The sequence below is a fragment of the Hazenella coriacea genome (assembly GCF_004341825.1).
Taxonomy (GTDB): domain Bacteria; phylum Bacillota; class Bacilli; order Thermoactinomycetales; family Thermoactinomycetaceae; genus Hazenella; species Hazenella coriacea.
Window position 1 is genome coordinate 394,200 of the sequence record NZ_SMAG01000003.1, and the last position, 16,492, is coordinate 410,691.

21 protein-coding genes, 1 pseudogene and 2 CRISPR repeat arrays (1 of these 24 running past the window's edge) are annotated in these 16,492 nt (G+C 34.1%); of the genes and pseudogenes, 7 read left to right on the plus strand and 15 right to left on the minus strand.

Annotation, left to right across the window (positions count from 1 at the left end):
• Window positions 1-222: a CRISPR direct-repeat array (repeat unit 30 nt; unit sequence GTAGAACATCAACAGTAGTTGTATTTAAAT) (it extends 535 nt beyond the left edge of the window).
• A 1-nt stretch (window position 223) separates the two neighbouring features.
• Window positions 224-505: pseudogene (locus tag EDD58_RS08025) on the minus strand (transposase family protein); the annotation flags it as partial.
• Window positions 506-885: 380 nt separating this feature from the next.
• Complete coding sequence (locus tag EDD58_RS08035) at window positions 886-1,230, minus strand: ArsR/SmtB family transcription factor (RefSeq protein ID WP_131924337.1); 345 nt, start codon at window positions 1,228-1,230, stop codon at window positions 886-888.
• Between the two features lie 638 nt (window positions 1,231-1,868).
• Window positions 1,869-2,560: direct repeats of the CRISPR family, unit length 30 nt; unit sequence GTAGAACATCAACATGAGTTGTATTTAAAT.
• Window positions 2,561-2,721: 161 nt separating this feature from the next.
• Here EDD58_RS08035 and EDD58_RS08040 point away from each other — a divergent pair.
• The 3 genes from EDD58_RS08040 (at window position 2,722) to EDD58_RS14835 (ending at window position 4,101) form a co-directional block, all read left to right on the plus strand.
• Window positions 2,722-3,456 carry a hypothetical protein gene (locus tag EDD58_RS08040; RefSeq protein WP_131924338.1) on the plus strand — a complete coding sequence of 245 codons (735 nt, stop codon included), beginning with the start codon at window positions 2,722-2,724 and terminating at the stop codon, window positions 3,454-3,456.
• Window positions 3,446-3,583 (plus strand): hypothetical protein, encoded by a 138-nt coding sequence (locus EDD58_RS14830; RefSeq protein WP_165875875.1) that lies wholly within the window; start codon window positions 3,446-3,448, stop codon window positions 3,581-3,583. Before EDD58_RS08040 ends, EDD58_RS14830 begins: the two co-directional genes overlap by 11 nt.
• A gap of 347 nt (window positions 3,584-3,930) precedes the next feature.
• Window positions 3,931-4,101: a hypothetical protein gene (locus EDD58_RS14835; RefSeq protein ID WP_165875876.1), complete on the plus strand. Its 171-nt coding sequence runs from the start codon at window positions 3,931-3,933 to the stop codon at window positions 4,099-4,101.
• 244 nt (window positions 4,102-4,345) lie between these two features.
• On the opposite strand, the gene EDD58_RS08045 is transcribed toward EDD58_RS14835, so the two are convergent.
• Together EDD58_RS08045 and EDD58_RS14840 are read right to left on the minus strand one after the other, a co-directional pair.
• Entirely contained in the window at window positions 4,346-5,533 is a 1,188-nt protein-coding gene (locus tag EDD58_RS08045) for a protein kinase domain-containing protein (RefSeq protein WP_207903277.1), read from the minus strand.
• Window positions 5,534-6,388: 855 nt separating this feature from the next.
• Complete coding sequence (locus EDD58_RS14840; RefSeq protein WP_165875877.1) at window positions 6,389-6,532, minus strand: hypothetical protein; 144 nt, start codon at window positions 6,530-6,532, stop codon at window positions 6,389-6,391.
• Between the two features lie 233 nt (window positions 6,533-6,765).
• Here EDD58_RS14840 and cas6 point away from each other — a divergent pair, with 233 nt between their 5' ends.
• Together cas6 and EDD58_RS08055 are read left to right on the plus strand one after the other, a co-directional pair.
• Entirely contained in the window at window positions 6,766-7,524 is a 759-nt protein-coding gene (cas6, locus tag EDD58_RS08050; RefSeq protein ID WP_131924339.1) for a CRISPR-associated endoribonuclease Cas6, read from the plus strand.
• A 31-nt stretch (window positions 7,525-7,555) separates the two neighbouring features.
• Window positions 7,556-7,966, plus strand: a complete 411-nt coding sequence (locus EDD58_RS08055) for a hypothetical protein (protein WP_131924340.1) — start codon at window positions 7,556-7,558, stop codon at window positions 7,964-7,966.
• Here the strand turns inward: EDD58_RS08055 and EDD58_RS08060 are convergent.
• The 3 genes from EDD58_RS08060 to EDD58_RS08070 all read right to left on the minus strand — a co-directional run bounded on the left by EDD58_RS08060 (window position 7,950) and on the right by EDD58_RS08070 (window position 9,396).
• Complete coding sequence (locus EDD58_RS08060) at window positions 7,950-8,357, minus strand: hypothetical protein (protein ID WP_131924341.1); 408 nt, start codon at window positions 8,355-8,357, stop codon at window positions 7,950-7,952. The two genes, EDD58_RS08055 and EDD58_RS08060, sit on opposite strands and share 17 nt — an antisense overlap.
• 235 nt (window positions 8,358-8,592) lie before the next feature.
• On the minus strand, window positions 8,593-8,886 hold the full coding sequence (locus tag EDD58_RS08065) for an SMI1/KNR4 family protein (RefSeq protein ID WP_131924342.1): 294 nt from the start codon (window positions 8,884-8,886) through the stop codon (window positions 8,593-8,595).
• Between the two features lie 78 nt (window positions 8,887-8,964).
• Window positions 8,965-9,396 carry an endonuclease domain-containing protein gene (locus EDD58_RS08070; protein WP_131924343.1) on the minus strand — a complete coding sequence of 144 codons (432 nt, stop codon included), beginning with the start codon at window positions 9,394-9,396 and terminating at the stop codon, window positions 8,965-8,967.
• A 351-nt stretch (window positions 9,397-9,747) separates the two neighbouring features.
• Here EDD58_RS08070 and EDD58_RS08075 point away from each other — a divergent pair, with 351 nt between their 5' ends.
• Window positions 9,748-10,230, plus strand: coding sequence for a DinB family protein (locus EDD58_RS08075; protein ID WP_131924344.1), 483 nt, complete (start codon window positions 9,748-9,750; stop codon window positions 10,228-10,230).
• A gap of 72 nt (window positions 10,231-10,302) precedes the next feature.
• Here the strand turns inward: EDD58_RS08075 and EDD58_RS08080 are convergent, their stop codons facing one another.
• The 8 genes from EDD58_RS08080 to EDD58_RS14850 all read right to left on the minus strand — a co-directional run bounded on the left by EDD58_RS08080 (window position 10,303) and on the right by EDD58_RS14850 (window position 15,827).
• Entirely contained in the window at window positions 10,303-10,776 is a 474-nt protein-coding gene (locus EDD58_RS08080; RefSeq protein ID WP_131924345.1) for a class I SAM-dependent methyltransferase, read from the minus strand.
• Window positions 10,777-11,052: 276 nt separating this feature from the next.
• Window positions 11,053-11,403, minus strand: a complete 351-nt coding sequence (locus EDD58_RS08085) for a hypothetical protein (RefSeq protein WP_131924346.1) — start codon at window positions 11,401-11,403, stop codon at window positions 11,053-11,055.
• A 97-nt stretch (window positions 11,404-11,500) separates the two neighbouring features.
• Entirely contained in the window at window positions 11,501-11,821 is a 321-nt protein-coding gene (locus EDD58_RS08090) for a hypothetical protein (RefSeq protein WP_131924347.1), read from the minus strand.
• A gap of 528 nt (window positions 11,822-12,349) precedes the next feature.
• Window positions 12,350-12,607 (minus strand): AbrB/MazE/SpoVT family DNA-binding domain-containing protein, encoded by a 258-nt coding sequence (locus EDD58_RS08095; RefSeq protein WP_131924348.1) that lies wholly within the window; start codon window positions 12,605-12,607, stop codon window positions 12,350-12,352.
• 1,077 nt (window positions 12,608-13,684) lie between these two features.
• Window positions 13,685-14,155, minus strand: a complete 471-nt coding sequence (locus EDD58_RS08100) for a hypothetical protein (protein WP_131924349.1) — start codon at window positions 14,153-14,155, stop codon at window positions 13,685-13,687.
• Window positions 14,156-14,302: 147 nt separating this feature from the next.
• On the minus strand, window positions 14,303-14,599 hold the full coding sequence (locus EDD58_RS14845) for a hypothetical protein (protein ID WP_165875878.1): 297 nt from the start codon (window positions 14,597-14,599) through the stop codon (window positions 14,303-14,305).
• A gap of 311 nt (window positions 14,600-14,910) precedes the next feature.
• The gene (locus tag EDD58_RS08105; RefSeq protein ID WP_131924350.1) at window positions 14,911-15,378 is read right to left on the minus strand and encodes an HNH endonuclease; all 468 of its coding nucleotides are present in this window, start codon (window positions 15,376-15,378) and stop codon (window positions 14,911-14,913) included.
• Between the two features lie 245 nt (window positions 15,379-15,623).
• Complete coding sequence (locus tag EDD58_RS14850; RefSeq protein ID WP_165875879.1) at window positions 15,624-15,827, minus strand: hypothetical protein; 204 nt, start codon at window positions 15,825-15,827, stop codon at window positions 15,624-15,626.
• A 140-nt stretch (window positions 15,828-15,967) separates the two neighbouring features.
• Here EDD58_RS14850 and EDD58_RS08110 point away from each other — a divergent pair, with 140 nt between their 5' ends.
• Window positions 15,968-16,420 (plus strand): hypothetical protein, encoded by a 453-nt coding sequence (locus tag EDD58_RS08110; RefSeq protein ID WP_131924351.1) that lies wholly within the window; start codon window positions 15,968-15,970, stop codon window positions 16,418-16,420.
• Window positions 16,421-16,492 lie beyond the last annotated feature (72 nt).

Genomic DNA, 16,492 nt, shown 5'->3' on the forward strand with positions numbered 1-16,492 from the left:
TCAACAGTAGTTGTATTTAAATGGTTGTAAAGCCATAACACAAAAAAGAACCCCTCTAAGTAGAACATCAACAGTAGTTGTATTTAAATTAGATTGATCTGCCCATATGTTAGAAACACTATTAAGGTAGAACATCAACAGTAGTTGTATTTAAATGAACGAAAAGTATAGAGAAGTCGCTGGGCATGATCCGTAGAACATCAACAGTAGTTGTATTTAAATTACTACGCTTTTCGTCAATGGATATAAGGCGTTCCCAAAAAGTTGAGCCGCATTCACGACATTTATAACGTCTGCGGTTTAATTCTAAGCCTATTCGCTTTAAACAAATTGGTAGATCCATGATTAGTTGTTTTCTTGATGTATGTTTATATAGCCTGTCAAAGCCACATTGAGGGCAACGTTCTGGTGGATAAGTTGCTTCCACTTTAAACATCATGTCGGATTCATTTTCTTGTGGTGGTTCTGTTGTTTTAAGATCTGGTAGTAATAATAAGTCTGACATATTATTGTTCATCCTTTACTACTCTGTAGTGTTACGGTATTAAGAATATTGATTTTTGAACTATCATTGCTAATTACTTTTCGTGACCGTAAATTCTCATATAGTATTCCATAAAGCATTTAGATGATGGGCGATCAGAAAACCTATCATTGAGTATCCTACGATAAAAAAGGTTATCCCATGGTTTCACAGGATAACCTTACCATTATTGGAACTATGCAGTTACACAGCTACAATCTTTGCACTCGCAATCTTCATCAGTACAATTGTCTGCACATTCTTGACTACAATAAACTTTTTCTTCTACTTCCACTTTTTTTACACCAAGAAGACAATTACAGCTCGGTCTTGCACATTTTTCCATACCAAACTCCTCCTTATTATTTAGGTAAATCTTCAGTTAAACACCAACCTTGATCTAAAAGACTAACGACGCAATTATCAACAACTCGGTACCGAATAAAATTGCCTTCACGATTACTGCGAACGATGCCTTTATCAACTAATCGTTGAAGTTGGTTGGAAATGGCCTGAGGTTTCATTTCAAGCTGTTCTGCTACCTCACTAACAGATACATTTGGTGTTCGGATCAAAGTATGCAATATTCTAAGCCTTGTTCCATTAGAAAGTATTTTAAAGGTCTCACTTAAACCCTCAGCATTATCTGTATCTAACAAAGGGCGTTCCGTTAGTTTTGGTTTTGGTGTACACCAGTTTTCAGCCATTATTTCCTCCTCCGTTCCACAATTACATCATATAGTGTAATAGTTTTTATGTCAAGTCCCCTATAAAGTGGTGAAGTTCATAATATAAGCATCTTTTTTATCAGTACATTATGACATCTTAATAATACAACAACATAATCCCCTCTTGTTGGACTACCTACCTCCTGTAAACACCCATGTTTGATTGAAGCTTATATGGTATTATTGTTTTTCCTTAGCATTCCACCAAATAATCCGATTTAAATACTAACTGTTTTTGAATTATTAAAATAATAATTCCACTATATATTCCGAAGACCCCCCATAAATAAGAGGTGGATTATAAATTGACTAGAGTCACCAGCAATTCGCTTTAACTTTACTTATTTCATCAGAAGATATTGCACCCACCACCATAAATAGCTTTATAAACTTGCTTATAAGAACATCATTAAAGGAAGAGAAGCACTGTTCTTATGGTTTTTCTCCAACCTCAATTGGTATCGAAATAGGGTCTAAGTATTGATATAACACTACTTTCTCAAATTTCCCCTACCTGTCTCTAAAAAAGTGAATCACTTGGAGAAAAACGCTCGTAATCCTTGATATACATATATCTATGTAGTAAGTTTGAAATGATAAAGCCTGTAGCGACTGGGGTAGAACATCAACATGAGTTGTATTTAAATACTGTTTTATTTGTTTTATTTGATTTAATTATAATACGTAGAACATCAACATGAGTTGTATTTAAATCCCGCCGGGAGGCATATCCTTTTATCTTTCTCTTTCGTAGAACATCAACATGAGTTGTATTTAAATACAAAGTAATAATCTATCATCAATATTTTCTAGCGGTAGAACATCAACATGAGTTGTATTTAAATATCGTCTTCGCCTGGGCGATTCGTAAACCTCGCCTGTAGAACATCAACATGAGTTGTATTTAAATTGATGTGGGGTAGTAAAGGGGTTTTGGCTGATTCAGTGTAGAACATCAACATGAGTTGTATTTAAATTAATCAATATCTTTTTCTCTGTTAACTTTCATTCTTGTAGAACATCAACATGAGTTGTATTTAAATCTTGCCATCTTCTCAAAATACGCGACCTCGTCTAGTGTAGAACATCAACATGAGTTGTATTTAAATACCCCAGCCCAAGGGAGGGCAGGGGAGGGCATAAGGTAGAACATCAACATGAGTTGTATTTAAATTGTTGTCACCTCATCTATTTGGTTATCAATGTGCCGAACGTAGAACATCAACATGAGTTGTATTTAAATGATTCTTTTTGCTTTCTCTTTTGAATCTTTTCTTGCGTAGAACATCAACAGTGGATGTATTTAAATTTCTATTTTTCACTTTGTTGCGTCGGCGAGATCTCAATAAATACTACAGTTGTAAAGTGGAGGTGAAACAAGATAAGGGAGAGTTATTCTCTTATTCTATTTACTCTATTCCCAATTCTATAATCACTTGATAGAGTTTATAGAAGAAAGGGGAGATTACGATGAGAACAAATATAAAATGGTCGTTATTTTCTTTAGTAGTTGGTACTTTGTCCTTTGGTATTATAGTAGTTTTATGGCTTTCACAAAAAGTGAGTGCTAATCAGTTTTTTGCTTTTACTTTTTTATCGCTTTTAATTTTATCTTTTTCTAGTGCATCATTAATTCGTAAAAAAAATATATCGAATGAAAGAACATATGAATTATATAATGATCCTTTGGTAAAAGAGAGTGTATTGCCATCTATTTGGCTCCAAATGTTAAATCATAAAGATGAAGGTGAAAAGTTGATGTGGGGGGCCAGACTTTTGGGTATTGGATGTATGATTGGGTTCATTTGTTTCATTGAAGATTTCGTTCGATGGATTGATTCAATTTACCCTCATCACAAGTTTGCTCCTGATGTTGATGCAGCTATTATCACAACAATGGGTTCTACATTCACACTTGGCTTGACTCTTATAGTCACCTTTTATTTTAATCGCCAAACTCAACTGGCTATGATTGAACAGTCTCATGCCAATTTAAAGGAACGAGTGATTGAAAAACGAATGATTCTTTACCCCGAAGTGGAACAATTAATTGAAGACCTAGGAATTCTTTATCCTGATTTTTTACATACAGATGATTGGAACGATACAGTATCTCATCTAGATCAACTATATCAAGAAAACAAATATTATTTGTCTAAGAGTCTTCGAGTATATATCCAAAATTTTGGTTTTTGTGAAAGCTGATCACGATGAAGAATTGTCCTCTGAAAAAGTAAAAGAAGCTGAAGAAAAACTGGATAAACTCATTACTCTCTGCCAAACAGAAATTGAGAAATCCCTTGATTTGGCAGCCTTGGTTGATTTGGATTAGTTAATTCCCATGTAAGAAAAATAAACCAGTAAACATGTTGTATTTAAATGAAGAAGATACAGAAGAATATGAGAAAAGAATAAAAGGTTGAACATCAACAGTAGTTGTATTTAAATACCGCCGATTTGTCAGAGTTTCGACGGGATGAATGGTAGAACATCAGGCTTAACAAGCTCTTTGGCTTCACTTTATTTATTCTTTATAATACATCCTGCCTCCAATCTTCATTATTTGAGCCCTTAATTGACAAAAATATAAGGAAAATGTTACAATATTTATATTATTAGCATCGGTCAGGGTCGGCGCAATTTTTTTCAATAGGTTTGACTAGACTGGGGGTAGCACTTATGAAAACGAAAAACCTTGCAGTTGAGTGGTTTAAAGGATTTGAAATTAATCTTTCTTGCTTAACTCTTATTTTTGAAAAACCTAAAACTAAATGCAGTAGCGCTGTGCTGGCCGATACTAATAAATTAACTCCCGCAATGTTGGCGGGAGTTTTTATTTACCCTATTTGAACAATGCCTTTAAAACATCCTAACAAACTCTTCGACAGAAAGAATAGTAATTATATCTACAAACCTCTTGAGATTTTTCAAGTTTCAGAGGTTTGCAGACATAAATATTCACTGGTAGAAAGCCTTATTGTATGTTGGATTTGTAACAAATTATAATTGCATCTCTACTAGAGTTGAAAGATATTCATAATGACTAATGCCTCATAAGTTAAGCTTCTTTTACATAATTAATATAAGTAATCATCTATATCTTAATTTTTTTAATATCAGATTTATTTAGCGATTCGATAAAGTTATTGAACTCTTTTTGAAGTTCTTCAACATTTTTATAACGTTTATTTATATCTTGAGAAATCCCCTTCTCAATGAATTTATAAAAAACACCATTCTTATTTGTTATCCTTGACCTACCAGTCATTACAAAATGAATCAACCGTGTTAATGAATATGTTTCATGTCGTATCTCATATTTACTAAATCCAAGAAACTCTAGATCTGGATCATTAAAAATTCCTTTTATTTCAGTGCTATCTCTTGTGAGTACGCTGTCTTCTAATTTCACCAAGCCGAAATCTGAAACTTTGATCACATTTATTCCGTCATACTTTTTTAAGAGAACATTTGTAGGGCTTATATCTCTATGCAAAACACCTCGGTTATTAATGTAAATGAATGCTCGAAGGATTTGTTTGACTAACCTAATTCTTTCCCCAACCTCCAATTTACTATTATTTTTCGAAATATAATTGTAAAGCGTATCATCTGCATATTCCATTATATATTGACGATTTTTTTCATCAAAGTTATAGACTTCAATAACATAAGGAGACTTCAATTTCCCCATTTCTTCAAATTCGATTTTAAATCGCTTATACTCATCCTCACTTAGATTTTTATCTGCTTTTTTAATAACGAAAAAACGCTTATAGTAGTCATCATAATATTTGTAAACACTTGCATAAGAGCCCTTACCAATAAACTCTTTACTAATTTTTTTTATGGGTGTAAGACTAAATATAGGCTTTGTTTCAATGAGGTTTATTTTCTGAAAGTTACTGGGAATAGCACTTCCAAAACTACTTTCTAAAAATCCATCACATTCATTCAATATTTCTTCGTAATGAGGATCTACATAAAAATAGTATTCAGAACGCTCTAGATTTAATTGGAGTGACTCCAATTGTTCGTGCAAGTATATGAGTTCTCTACTTTCTTCAGCTGTATAGTGACCATTGTTAAGTCGGGCATTCATATAATTAAATAAAAAGTTTAATTGATAATGAAACACTGAAAAGAGTCGTTTTAAAACAGGAATAGGAACAGTATCATATAGCCCCATGTATTTTTGTATATTTTCATCGCCAAATCTTTCAATATATTCATTAACCTTACTACTTAAATAATCTAGATGAACATCTTTAGTTGATAGCATTCCCAATGCCCCTTTTCTACTATATAGTCTCTATAATGAATAAAAAGCTAGTTTCCAATCATAAAAACCTATTACATAAACTATAGTTGTTCTAATATGCTTTATCAATTTTTAGTTAAATAATTTATATTGATTTCATTTTCTCTTTTTAACTCAGTAGAAAAAATAAAGGCTCCGTTGAAACTCTTCTTCGAGATTTAGTTTAAAAGACTAAATGAAATTGAATTTTAAACCCTCAGAGACATTATGCCTTTATGCTTCCTCTTTTGTAGACTAATTAAACCCATCTATTAAAATCTTAAATATAAAAGGATAACTTGATGAAATTGATATAACACTATTTCCCCAAAATTACCCACGTATCTCTAATAAAGAAAATTACTTGGAGAAACACTCCCATAAGCCTTGATATACATATATATGTAGTAAGTTTGAAATGAAAAAGCTTATAGTGACTGGGGTAGAACATCAACATTAGATGTATTTAAATGGCGTTATCTGTATTCGGGGTATTTGCATTATCGAGTAGAACATCAACATTCGTTGAATTAAATTCGTGCGGGATGAGTATACCCAAAGCCTAAAAATAAAGTAGAACATTAATTGCTCGCTTGCGCCATATCCAGTCCCCATTTTTTACTAAAGAATCCCTTGGCTTTAGTAAAAAATTATCACATGTACACTCAAGGATGGATAGGATAATAATATTTTTTCATCAATACAAGAACGTAATTCATCCACCTTGAATTGCTTGGTTCCTTCATGTAGTCCAATTGCTTTCAGTCTACTAGGAGCCTCATTCATCATATATCGGTAAAGACCATCCTATACAGGATGGTTATACATGGGAAATGGTCAATCCAGTAACACCATGTATTCTCCAATTACTTTTCCGATTTCTTCTGGACCAGTATCTCCTTTGAATTGTTCTTCTTTAGCAAACTGAACCATCAAATCAGCAGCTCTTCCTTTAGGAGTTTTGAGGTAATAGTTATTCATCCGCAAGAAAACATCCAAGCACATTAAAGCTGAAAACTCAAAGCATCCCAATAAAGGGTGCTTTGTAGAACATCAACATTGGTTGTATATAAATTAAACTTTGTGATATGTTTAATGTAATCGTTGCATCCGAGATGGATTTGAAAGTTGAAAAAATAAATTACATCGTATTGGGTTTGAACCGCTCCTAAAAAGGGGCGGTTTTGCCGTAAAATAGCAAAGGAGGTGAATCATTGAGAATCCGAGCTACTTTTTATCTTGAAGAAGAAACAAATCTCCCCTATTCATTAAATTATCCAATCAGTAGTTATCTTTATCAGTGCATCTCTCAAGCAGATCCTGCTCTTGGAGAATGGTTACATAATGAAGGATTATCATATCAAGGTCGGTCGTACAAGCCCATCATCTTTTCTAATCTTCATTTTGAGTATCGGCGCTTTCAATCTAGGTCGATGAAAGTAAAGGGAAAGGTCACCTTTCAAGTCGATTCGATTCAACCCACTTTGATCCAGCGACTGATGGAAGGAATGTGGAAGAAGGGCTGTCTACAATTATTAGATATTCAGCTTCCTTTAAAAGAGATTCAATTAATGGGGACAACCACTTTCCAACCAGAGATGTCTTATCGATCACTTAGTCCGATTGTGGTCCCGATGCGGTTGGCTGATCGTCTTCACTTTTGCAATCCTCTCGAAAGTGACTTTTATGAGCAATTAAAGAAGTCAGCCAGAAATTGGTATTGGCTGAAATGGCAGAAAGAACTTCCTGCGGATGTCCCTTTTCGAATCCGACTACTTCACCCTGAAAAATTTAGTCTGAAAAAAGCAGCTGTTTTAACCGAATATAAGGAGAAAAAAATCAAAGGGTACCAGGTTCCTTTGTGGATCGAAGCCCCACCCGATTTACAACAAGTATTGATGGAAGCTGGTATTGGAAGCTTATCTAGCCAAGGCTTCGGATTTTTAGAACCGATGAAGGAGGTGACACCGTGAAAGTCCAGTTATTCCAATTGAGGAGGAAGAGTTGGATGAGGAGGTTTTACCCTCTCTTCGGTTAAGCTCCCACGTTGTTGAGTTTAAATTGAATGAAGAATCTCTTGAGGAATTGCAAGAAGAGTGTGTGGAGCTGCTACGAACGCAATTAAACCAAGTTCTTTTACCTCCAATAGAAATCAAGCTCCTCGGAACTCATCACGACTGGAAACACGAAACGAATGGCTTTTTAAATGAAAAGTATCAAGTAGAATTAACCAGCATGCGGAATTTTATCGGGTTAAAGTTAGATTGGAAACGCCTCACTGAATCATATAAAAAAGAGTTGTCGGATTTCTTCGATCAGCAATTACAGAAATTTACGAAGAAAGCAAAGCCCTGTCCTTTATGTGGTCGCCCTTCTGATCGATTTGATTCAGGAGTAGTTAATCTTTATATATAGATATAAATTCAATCGGTGATTTCCATTCATCCCAATCCTCTTCATCTAATAATTCAAAGCAAATTCCTGGGAAGTCCGGCATAATATAAACATCTAACTCCTCTTCCCATTTACCAACCCTTCGTTGTACATCTGTTAAATTAGAACCTATTCCAATTACACCCTTAAATCTCCCTTTAAATTCACCAAACACCGAAATTTGAGTGATTGAATTATTTTCTTTATCCAACCAAAACTTCATATTCTGATCTGTGATAACTAATTTTTGACCTCGATCCTCAATTTGAAAATCTTTCGTCAAATGTTCCTTTAAAGTATTAAAACTCCATCCTAGATAGTAGTCACCTATTCTTTCACCAGGTATAATCTCACCATTTAATGTTTTGCTCATATACTTAAATCTCCTTTATATGAATAAGTCCTCTTAACTCACTTCCCATATAATAGTCAATAATTTGACCTGATTGTTTATCTACAAGTGTCTCTGGATTAGCTTTAAAAAATGAAATAAACCTACTCCTTAACATACTAGGTAGTCGGCTTATAAGAAAAAGTTCTACCACTCTCAATGGAGAGAATAGTTGACCTTTATGTTCGATTCGGCTATGAAACAGTGAATTCAGTAACTAGGGATTCTTCAATCCATCAATAAAACGCTGAAAGCTATCAGCAATTTTATAAGTATTTTCCTCATCACTTAATTGCTCAAAATCATATGTATGATCCCAGTAATAAACTCCTTTGTACTCTGGATCCACAACTAAAACAATCTTTCCAGATCCAGAATCATCACCTATTATAATACTCTGAGGAAGTAAATCATTCATATATTCATCGTACCAATTGCATCCATCTTGGAATTGAAAGATAATTAGCATAACAGGAACAAGAATTCCAATAATTAGCCGTTTGAATTGCATCCATGTTGGAATAAAAAATACATCTTAACCCATGATCATGAGTTAAGCTGTAAGTTAATTGCCTCGCTTGAATTTGTGTCACCAGTGTTTATGGTGAATACCAGTATATTCATTAATCCGTTCAACACACTTCTCAATCTGTCCATTAATTTCTCGACCTTTAAAGCGCATTACTTTCCAACCATGCTTTCTTAATACAGCACTTTTCTTTCGATCACGTGCTTTTTGCTCAGTGTTAGAGTGATAAGCTGCCCCATCACACTCAATAGCCAACCGGTACCTTTTAATAACCAAGTCAATCTGATAACCACAGGTCTCATACTCAGACTTTACTCTTCTATATCCCTCACGCTTTAGTGCATCATATAACCGAATTTGAATAGGACTACGACTACATTTAATCCGTTGCCAATCAGGAAGACGCTTCGTTTGAAACAGTTGTTTAAAGTACATTCCAATCCATACAAGGTAATCCTTATTACGACGTAATTCAACACTGAGCTTAGCCATTTTACCCCTCCACTATTTAAATATTCCGTAATATCGTTATCGACATCTTCATGTATTAGAATCATAGGCTTTATTTTCATTCTATAACACTCACCTCACTTTTTTCACCTCTTTAACCTTTATACTTTTTGAAGGACTCCTAACCATATAAACTTAATTATTCTATTAAACTCAAAGTGATCTATCCATGTTCCATCTTATTAGGCAACAAAATTATAAATCATCTGACGAAATCTGTGTAAAAGGAGGGATTCGGTAATTAATGTTGAATTTAAAGACCCACGTGATACTATGTTGTAACTATCCATTTAATTTTTAGTCGTTACATATTTTAATTACAGGAGGAATCGTATGGACAAGAAAGCATTTTTATTGCACGGATGGGAAATTTGTTATGACAAAGAAGACTGGTATCCGCCGTTGGCCGATGTGCTCAAAGGCGTTACGGTGGAGCAAGCGAATTGGAAGCCTGAAGGCGCGCCGATCAATACGATCTGGGAGAACGTTCGTCATTTGACGTTTTACAAGGAACGGTTCCTGAAGCGTCTAACGGGTGAAGAAACCGAGAATCCTCAAGGTTTGACGAACGATGACACATTTGCTGTCACTTCCGTGGAACCGTCTGCTTGGGAAGAATCTGTTAAGAAACTGGACGACGTACATCAATCGATTCGCAACATCATTGCTGGGTACAGCGATTACGATTTGGAGCGCAAAGTTCCGGAGAACCCTGTCGATATGTGGTTATACAGTCTCATTCTTCACGATGCATATCACACCGGACAAATCATACAAATCCGCAAACTTCAAGGATCTTGGCCGGCTAAAAGGTAACTAAACCATAAACATCAAAACAGGAGCTCAAAGTCTAAGCTCCTGTTTTACATTTAACAGCAAAGACTATTTTTAGACAGCAAGGGATTGATCATAGGAAGGAGTTTTTGAGGGAGAGTGAGGTTTTTGTAGGGTAACTAAGCGGATTTGGACACCTGTCGGTCGATCCGATTCCCGAAAAGCATTTGGAGTGAGCTTTTGGGTGGATCCATCTATTTCGTCTAGAAAGTTTCTCCATTCTTTTGATTTACGATCTTGTCTGAAGAATGGACCTTCTGACATTAGGGCAACTACGATCCCACCTGGTTTTAGTAAATTGTAGGCGTGTTTTATATGATCGATATCTTGACCATGTTCAAAAGGGGGATTCATGATAATACGGTCATATTTCTCTTTCTCTTTAAACTCTAAGAAGTTCCATTCTACTAAATGATGTCCTTTGGCCTCTAAAATTTGACGTAGATCATAGTCAATCTCTATCACATCGACGGCAACACCTGTTTTAAGTAGCTCATCTGCGATATGACCACAAAGAAGAATACACATTTAGGGGTACTGCAACCAAAAGTTGAATATCCACTTCGGATCACCTCACTAGATTAAATACAAAGATAATACAAAACGAAGACAAAAAAACAGATTAATAAAAAAACAGAGTTGCCACCACCCCGTTTTTTTATTTGGAGAGCACTAATATAATCATCTCATAAGAATCACATTTCATTGAAAATTTTTCCTTGTCGAGCTGCATTATTAACTAGAACAGCGATAAACAAAAAATGAATCTGTTTACTACAACAATTATATAAGATTTTATTCAGATCAAATTCTCATTAATCGGGCACTATCCATTATCTCATACAGATCCAAAGCCTGGTCCAGATCATAAACCCCTTTATTGGCAGTCACAACAAAGGGAAAGCTTCCCATGATTCCATAGATTACTTGAATGATCCCAATGAAACTCAAAATATTCCCATCTCTAGGGATACCAACAACAATTGGAAGCCCTTTTTCTCTTGCTTTTTTCAATTCAGGGACTAATTTAGTGCCCATTTCTAAAAGATCAATTTCAGTTATTGGTAACTGCTCGATTAATTCGCTAGCTTTGAAAATCTGTGCTTTGTCCTGCTTAACAAGCACATTATCGGTGGAAAAATCAACAACAAACATACCTTGTCACTCCTTTTCATTGTGATACTACATTTTAAGTTTTTTAGGGACAATCATCCTTTGAAAAGTTGTTTTATTTTTGTTTATAGTTGCAATTTCAGCCCCCCTCTTTCATGTTTAAGAGACCATTTTCTAATTCTTTTAACTCAATCATGATGACCCCCATTTGTGGGTCAAAAGAATAGCTGTCATTCTCTACTCTTTCGATAGTTCCAGTGAAGTCTCCAAATGATGTATAAATAGTCATCATGTTGTCCCCTGTAAATTTAATTTCAGTCGCACATCCTTCATCACCATCACTAAAAACCCATTCTCCCTCAAGTTTTCCTGTACCAAGCATTATATATCCACCTATTAGTACTAATATAACAAGTCCAATGATTATAGGCACTTTCCATTTCATAATTTTTTCTATCAATTCAATCTTCCTTTCTTTTTAATAAACACAAAAGATAGTTTATCATTGTTTAAGATTAAATGGGATATTGAATTATTACTCTTCTTAAAAAATAAACACTAACAGTTGGCACTCTTCTATTGCAAATCTTTTTAGCTAAGGGATTCTTTAGTTTCCCTTTATTCCTTAATATATACTTTTTGGTTCGATCCATTTTATGAGCTAGTAGCAACCTTTTTTCTTTATTAAATTTCTACATATTCTTCAATAATTGAAAAGCTTCGTTTAACTTTGCGCCTTAAGAAATACGTTAAGACATTTCATTTGCCTGTTTCATGAAATCGAGAAGGAAAAAAGAGATAAGAGACATCAATCAATCTCTCTTATCTCTTTCAACTTTCGAAATATAGACTTTATCTCCACAAGTTCCTCTTCTTTGAATCCAAACATTAGCAGGAGACATAACACCTACTTGATCCTCATATCCATGAAGCTCCATGATAAAATGATGGATTCTGAGCACTTGTTTCTCCGTCAAATATCGGATGGTCAACGATCCCTCAACTCCTTGAGATCTTCTTCAAAACGTTTATAGGAGTTCTCCATTGCCTTAAGAAATACAGGATCGAGATCTTCATCTTTTATAACCTTTTGAATGATGAGCCTATGGTCTTCTTCAATAATCTCGTATAAATCGCCTAATTGGACTTGATTCTCTTCTATCCATTCTTTTGGTAAATTGAGAGCTAGACTTGAACCATTTTTGACGATTTTACGGAAATATCTTTTTGGCTTTTTTGTTTCCATGCTTATCCCCTTTCTTACACTTTTTTCTAATACCTATCATAAGTACAATATATATCAATAAGGATATTTGATTCACCTGTGCCTAGTGCTTTCCCATAAACAAAAAGGGATTATAAATAGATTAGAGTAACCAGCTATTTGCTTTACTTCATCCAGGTATAAAGGTCTTAGCCAAAATCGGCTATTATTAAAAACTAACTGAATGGTGTTCATTACAGCTTCTAACTCATGAATCTGCCCATTACGTTCATACCTCAAAGCTGATTGATCTTTAAACATTTCAAACTTTTTATTTATGCTAAGCTATAATTCAAAGAAATTTTTACATGTCTGCAAACCTCCCGGGATTTTTCAAGTTCCAGAGGTTTGCAGACAAAAATATGGATTGCATCAGTAAAAAGCCTTGTGGTATGGTGGATTTGTAACGGGTTTTAATTGCATCCATCTTGGAATTGAAAGATTATTGATCTTGTCCTCCTCAAACTTTCTCTCTCAAGTTGGTTTTAATAGTATCCACACTGAAATTTTAAGGGATCAAGGCTTTGGAAAAGAAAAATGGACCTCCATATATAAAAACTGAAGCTTCTTGGTTTATGCATTAATATTGGATTTCGAAGAAAAAACACCTGTCATGGGTGTTTTTTGTATTTCTCTATATACCTATCTTTCGATTTTTCCATTCTATACTTGTTCTAGTGTTAGACAAATTCAAAACTACACTTAATTCTAATCCCACAATATGAATGTATGAATTTGGATCAAGTTATACATTCAATTTAGTGATTTTAACGGGTTTTTAAAGTATATTAAATTCAACATCATTAAATCGTACATTAAATGTGTGATTCAGTATTAAACGAGGTGTTAAAATTGTCTAAAAAGCCATCTCGAAACTACAATGTTCAACCTAATAGTTGTTTAAGCCTCCACAAAGAGAATACCGAACAATGATCTTTCATTCCACGATTGAAACCGTGGATTTTCAGCTAAAACCTCGTATAAATACTATAAGATATTCTTCAACTTTAATCCCCTTCATTACCTGGTTCTTCTATTAACCGTTTTTTCATCAGTATTTTAGTTGCTTATCTTAATCTTTCTTTTAAACATCTCATCTAGTATCCAATATGCAAAAGCATATGGAAAAAAAGCAAAAAAACGCCAATCAACGATTAAAACAGCAATAAAAATTGGAGAGATATGAACGAGCAGAGATTTTAGCCAACGAAATGGAGTAAATGCAATTTTGTCTGATAACATTGAAATAGGCATCCCTATAAGAAAAAATCCGATAAAAACAAAAGCAACAATATAAAGATAAAGAAATAATATACCTTGAACATCATAATTATCGGATGATTCAATAATCCCAGGTACAGAAAGATAACCAATTACACCTACTGAAAAGGAAAATGATATAAAAATTTTCCTACTCCCTTCACTTTCGATCCATGTTGTTTTAATTCCAACGAAATAAACAAGTATTACCATTGTGGATAAAAATATTAGAAGTACAATTATTTCTTGTATTAAGCTTCCTTCGATCATTGTAAATCCTCCCTTTACATTTCATCAATTTGTTCTACCATCCGATTATAACGAGATCCCTCTTTGCTTATCGTAGCTAAAGCAAGAAAACAAGCATATGTAAGAAAATATGCTTGTTTTCTGCAATGAAGCCCTTCTACTATTTCATTAAAAAAATGGATCATTGGTAATGACACGTGCTTTTTGGTATCCAGGTAATAAGTAATGAAAACCTTGGTGTTTGTCCCTCATCAGTATCATATAATCATCTCCTGGATAATTGTATATATACATTTCGTGACTGGGAGCTCTGTCATGTAATACCTCATGATATCCGGAGCCATCAGGACTTACTCTGGAATAATGGCTATAATCAATATTAGGTGCTAGGGTTACCAATGGATTAGCAGATGCAACTACAACTTTAGCATTCCAAACTGATCCATCCATATAAGAGCGAGTCATTTTTATATCTGATCGTGGAGCTTGAGCCCAATCAACAAATACATATTTTCCATTTTTTTATTATACCCTCACTTGCCTTTTACCTTCTAATGGGCTCTTTAATAATTCAATAATATTACTAAATGATCTCCTGTAACAAAAGACCTAGCTTGCTAAAAATACTTACATACAAACTACCACTCAACAAATAATTAGGTAAGAAATTACAAAAATCCATATTTCGTTTATAGTGAGTGTATAACTTTTTAAATACAAAAACAGATTAAACCGCCACAACTGGAAAGATCTCAGATATGGCGGTTTAATTATCTCTACTTACTGATGACTTCTATCTGGATGTCTTTTATAAGAGAACCAGGCACCCTTATCACAACTCTTCGTAAGTTATGAATATGTTGGTTAAATTCTAAGAAATCCCCTGACTTCTTAGAATCATCTTTTGTCGCAGCAATTTCATTTTTTGCGACAAATGTGCTTACTCCTTTGGCTATAGCCATCTGAAGGCACAAATTCATTATTTTTTGAAATTTTTTTCTTGGAATTTGGAATGTTAAACACCACAAAACAAATTGTTGAGGTGTATTGTCTGAACCATAGATCTTGTGAAACTTTCTATGGCAACTTTCACAAAGAGTCAGACCATTCCATTTGTGATACATAAATTGAGGATACTTACTTTTGGAGTATAGATGATGAGCAGTAAGTTGTTCCTTACTGTTACATACTCTACACTTGTTTCCATCTTTGTTACGAATGAATTTGGACCACTCTTGATCCATTATCATCACTCCTTTTATGATTCTTGTATCTATCATTCTCTAGAATCTAGTAAATTATACTAGTCATTTTATGATCAAGATGGAATTGGGACTTACAGGACTCTCATTTTTGTATGTTAGTAATAAACAATTCTGATAAATACTATCACAGCTAGTATAATATCAAATGGTTGAGTGAGGAGATTAAAAGTGGATCAGATCTCTTTATTAATATCATCAAAAAGATTACTACCAGCTATAGAGTATTATTCAACGTTGGATATACCATAAATATTATTATAAACTGATTGAATGGTGTTCATTACCGATTCTAACTCACTAATTTGCTCATTACGTTCATACTCATTCGAAGCAGATTGAATACGTTCTGTTACTACTTCCCACGCCTCAATTAAATCCATATATCTCATAGATCTAGCCCATTCAATCAGTTCATTTTCTTGAAGCATACTTATTTGTAAACATTGAGGGATTCTTAGAAGATCCGCTAGTAGCCCTAGATTCTCTTCACAATGTAAATCATCTTGGTTTTATGACACAAAATCAGGAATGCTATGATCTATGGAAAGAGGTTGCCGTTGAGGAGTCATTGCAGTATTTATTATACAAGTTGAATGACGTAGGATTTACATTTTCTCCAGGAGAAAAAACCCTTACCGTTTTAAACGATCTTTTAAATAAGTTCTCTACTTCTCAAATGTTTAACCTTATCTGGCGTTCTGTAAAAGATGCAAGTGCGTTTTACCTTTCTAAAAATGTTAATAAGAGACATGCTGCGAATGTAGCCATATCAAGCATTCAAAAATATGGTGAGAAGGCAATTGCTGATGGCTGGATTATTAAAGGTTATCAAAGAGAATTTAATCTTCTGCAAACATCCGTTAGTGAAGTTCTTTATAACCGTGTCTTACAAATAGGTCGCCTTGGGTTCGAGAGTCCACCTTCCATAGATTTTATTGAATCCAAATTAAATGAACTAATTCAGTTAGCTACGCCAGAACAAAATAAATCCAAAGAAAAAGAAGAAAAAAAGAAAAAATAAAAAGCGATAAATTATATAGTGAATACTAGACCAACACTTATAGCGGAATGAGTTACACCTACCTGCCCATTC

What these genes read in the sequence shown, in the direction of transcription:
- EDD58_RS08035 (WP_131924337.1), bottom strand. Translation starts at nt 1,230, where the DNA reads ATGGCTGAAAACTGGTGTACACCAAAACCAAAACTAACGGAACGCCCT.
- EDD58_RS08040 (WP_131924338.1), top strand. Translation starts at nt 2,722, where the DNA reads ATGAGAACAAATATAAAATGGTCGTTATTTTCTTTAGTAGTTGGTACT.
- EDD58_RS14835 (WP_165875876.1), top strand. Translation starts at nt 3,931, where the DNA reads ATGAAAACGAAAAACCTTGCAGTTGAGTGGTTTAAAGGATTTGAAATT.
- EDD58_RS08045 (WP_207903277.1), bottom strand. Translation starts at nt 5,533, where the DNA reads ATGCTATCAACTAAAGATGTTCATCTAGATTATTTAAGTAGTAAGGTT.
- EDD58_RS14840 (WP_165875877.1), bottom strand. Translation starts at nt 6,532, where the DNA reads ATGAATAACTATTACCTCAAAACTCCTAAAGGAAGAGCTGCTGATTTG.
- EDD58_RS08060 (WP_131924341.1), bottom strand. Translation starts at nt 8,357, where the DNA reads ATGAGCAAAACATTAAATGGTGAGATTATACCTGGTGAAAGAATAGGT.
- EDD58_RS08065 (WP_131924342.1), bottom strand. Translation starts at nt 8,886, where the DNA reads ATGCAATTCAAACGGCTAATTATTGGAATTCTTGTTCCTGTTATGCTA.
- EDD58_RS08070 (WP_131924343.1), bottom strand. Translation starts at nt 9,396, where the DNA reads ATGGCTAAGCTCAGTGTTGAATTACGTCGTAATAAGGATTACCTTGTA.
- EDD58_RS08075 (WP_131924344.1), top strand. Translation starts at nt 9,748, where the DNA reads ATGGACAAGAAAGCATTTTTATTGCACGGATGGGAAATTTGTTATGAC.
- EDD58_RS08080 (WP_131924345.1), bottom strand. Translation starts at nt 10,776, where the DNA reads ATGTGTATTCTTCTTTGTGGTCATATCGCAGATGAGCTACTTAAAACA.
- EDD58_RS08085 (WP_131924346.1), bottom strand. Translation starts at nt 11,403, where the DNA reads ATGTTTGTTGTTGATTTTTCCACCGATAATGTGCTTGTTAAGCAGGAC.
- EDD58_RS08095 (WP_131924348.1), bottom strand. Translation starts at nt 12,607, where the DNA reads ATGGAAACAAAAAAGCCAAAAAGATATTTCCGTAAAATCGTCAAAAAT.
- EDD58_RS08100 (WP_131924349.1), bottom strand. Translation starts at nt 14,155, where the DNA reads ATGATCGAAGGAAGCTTAATACAAGAAATAATTGTACTTCTAATATTT.
- EDD58_RS14845 (WP_165875878.1), bottom strand. Translation starts at nt 14,599, where the DNA reads ATGACTCGCTCTTATATGGATGGATCAGTTTGGAATGCTAAAGTTGTA.
- EDD58_RS08105 (WP_131924350.1), bottom strand. Translation starts at nt 15,378, where the DNA reads ATGGATCAAGAGTGGTCCAAATTCATTCGTAACAAAGATGGAAACAAG.
- EDD58_RS14850 (WP_165875879.1), bottom strand. Translation starts at nt 15,827, where the DNA reads ATGCTTCAAGAAAATGAACTGATTGAATGGGCTAGATCTATGAGATAT.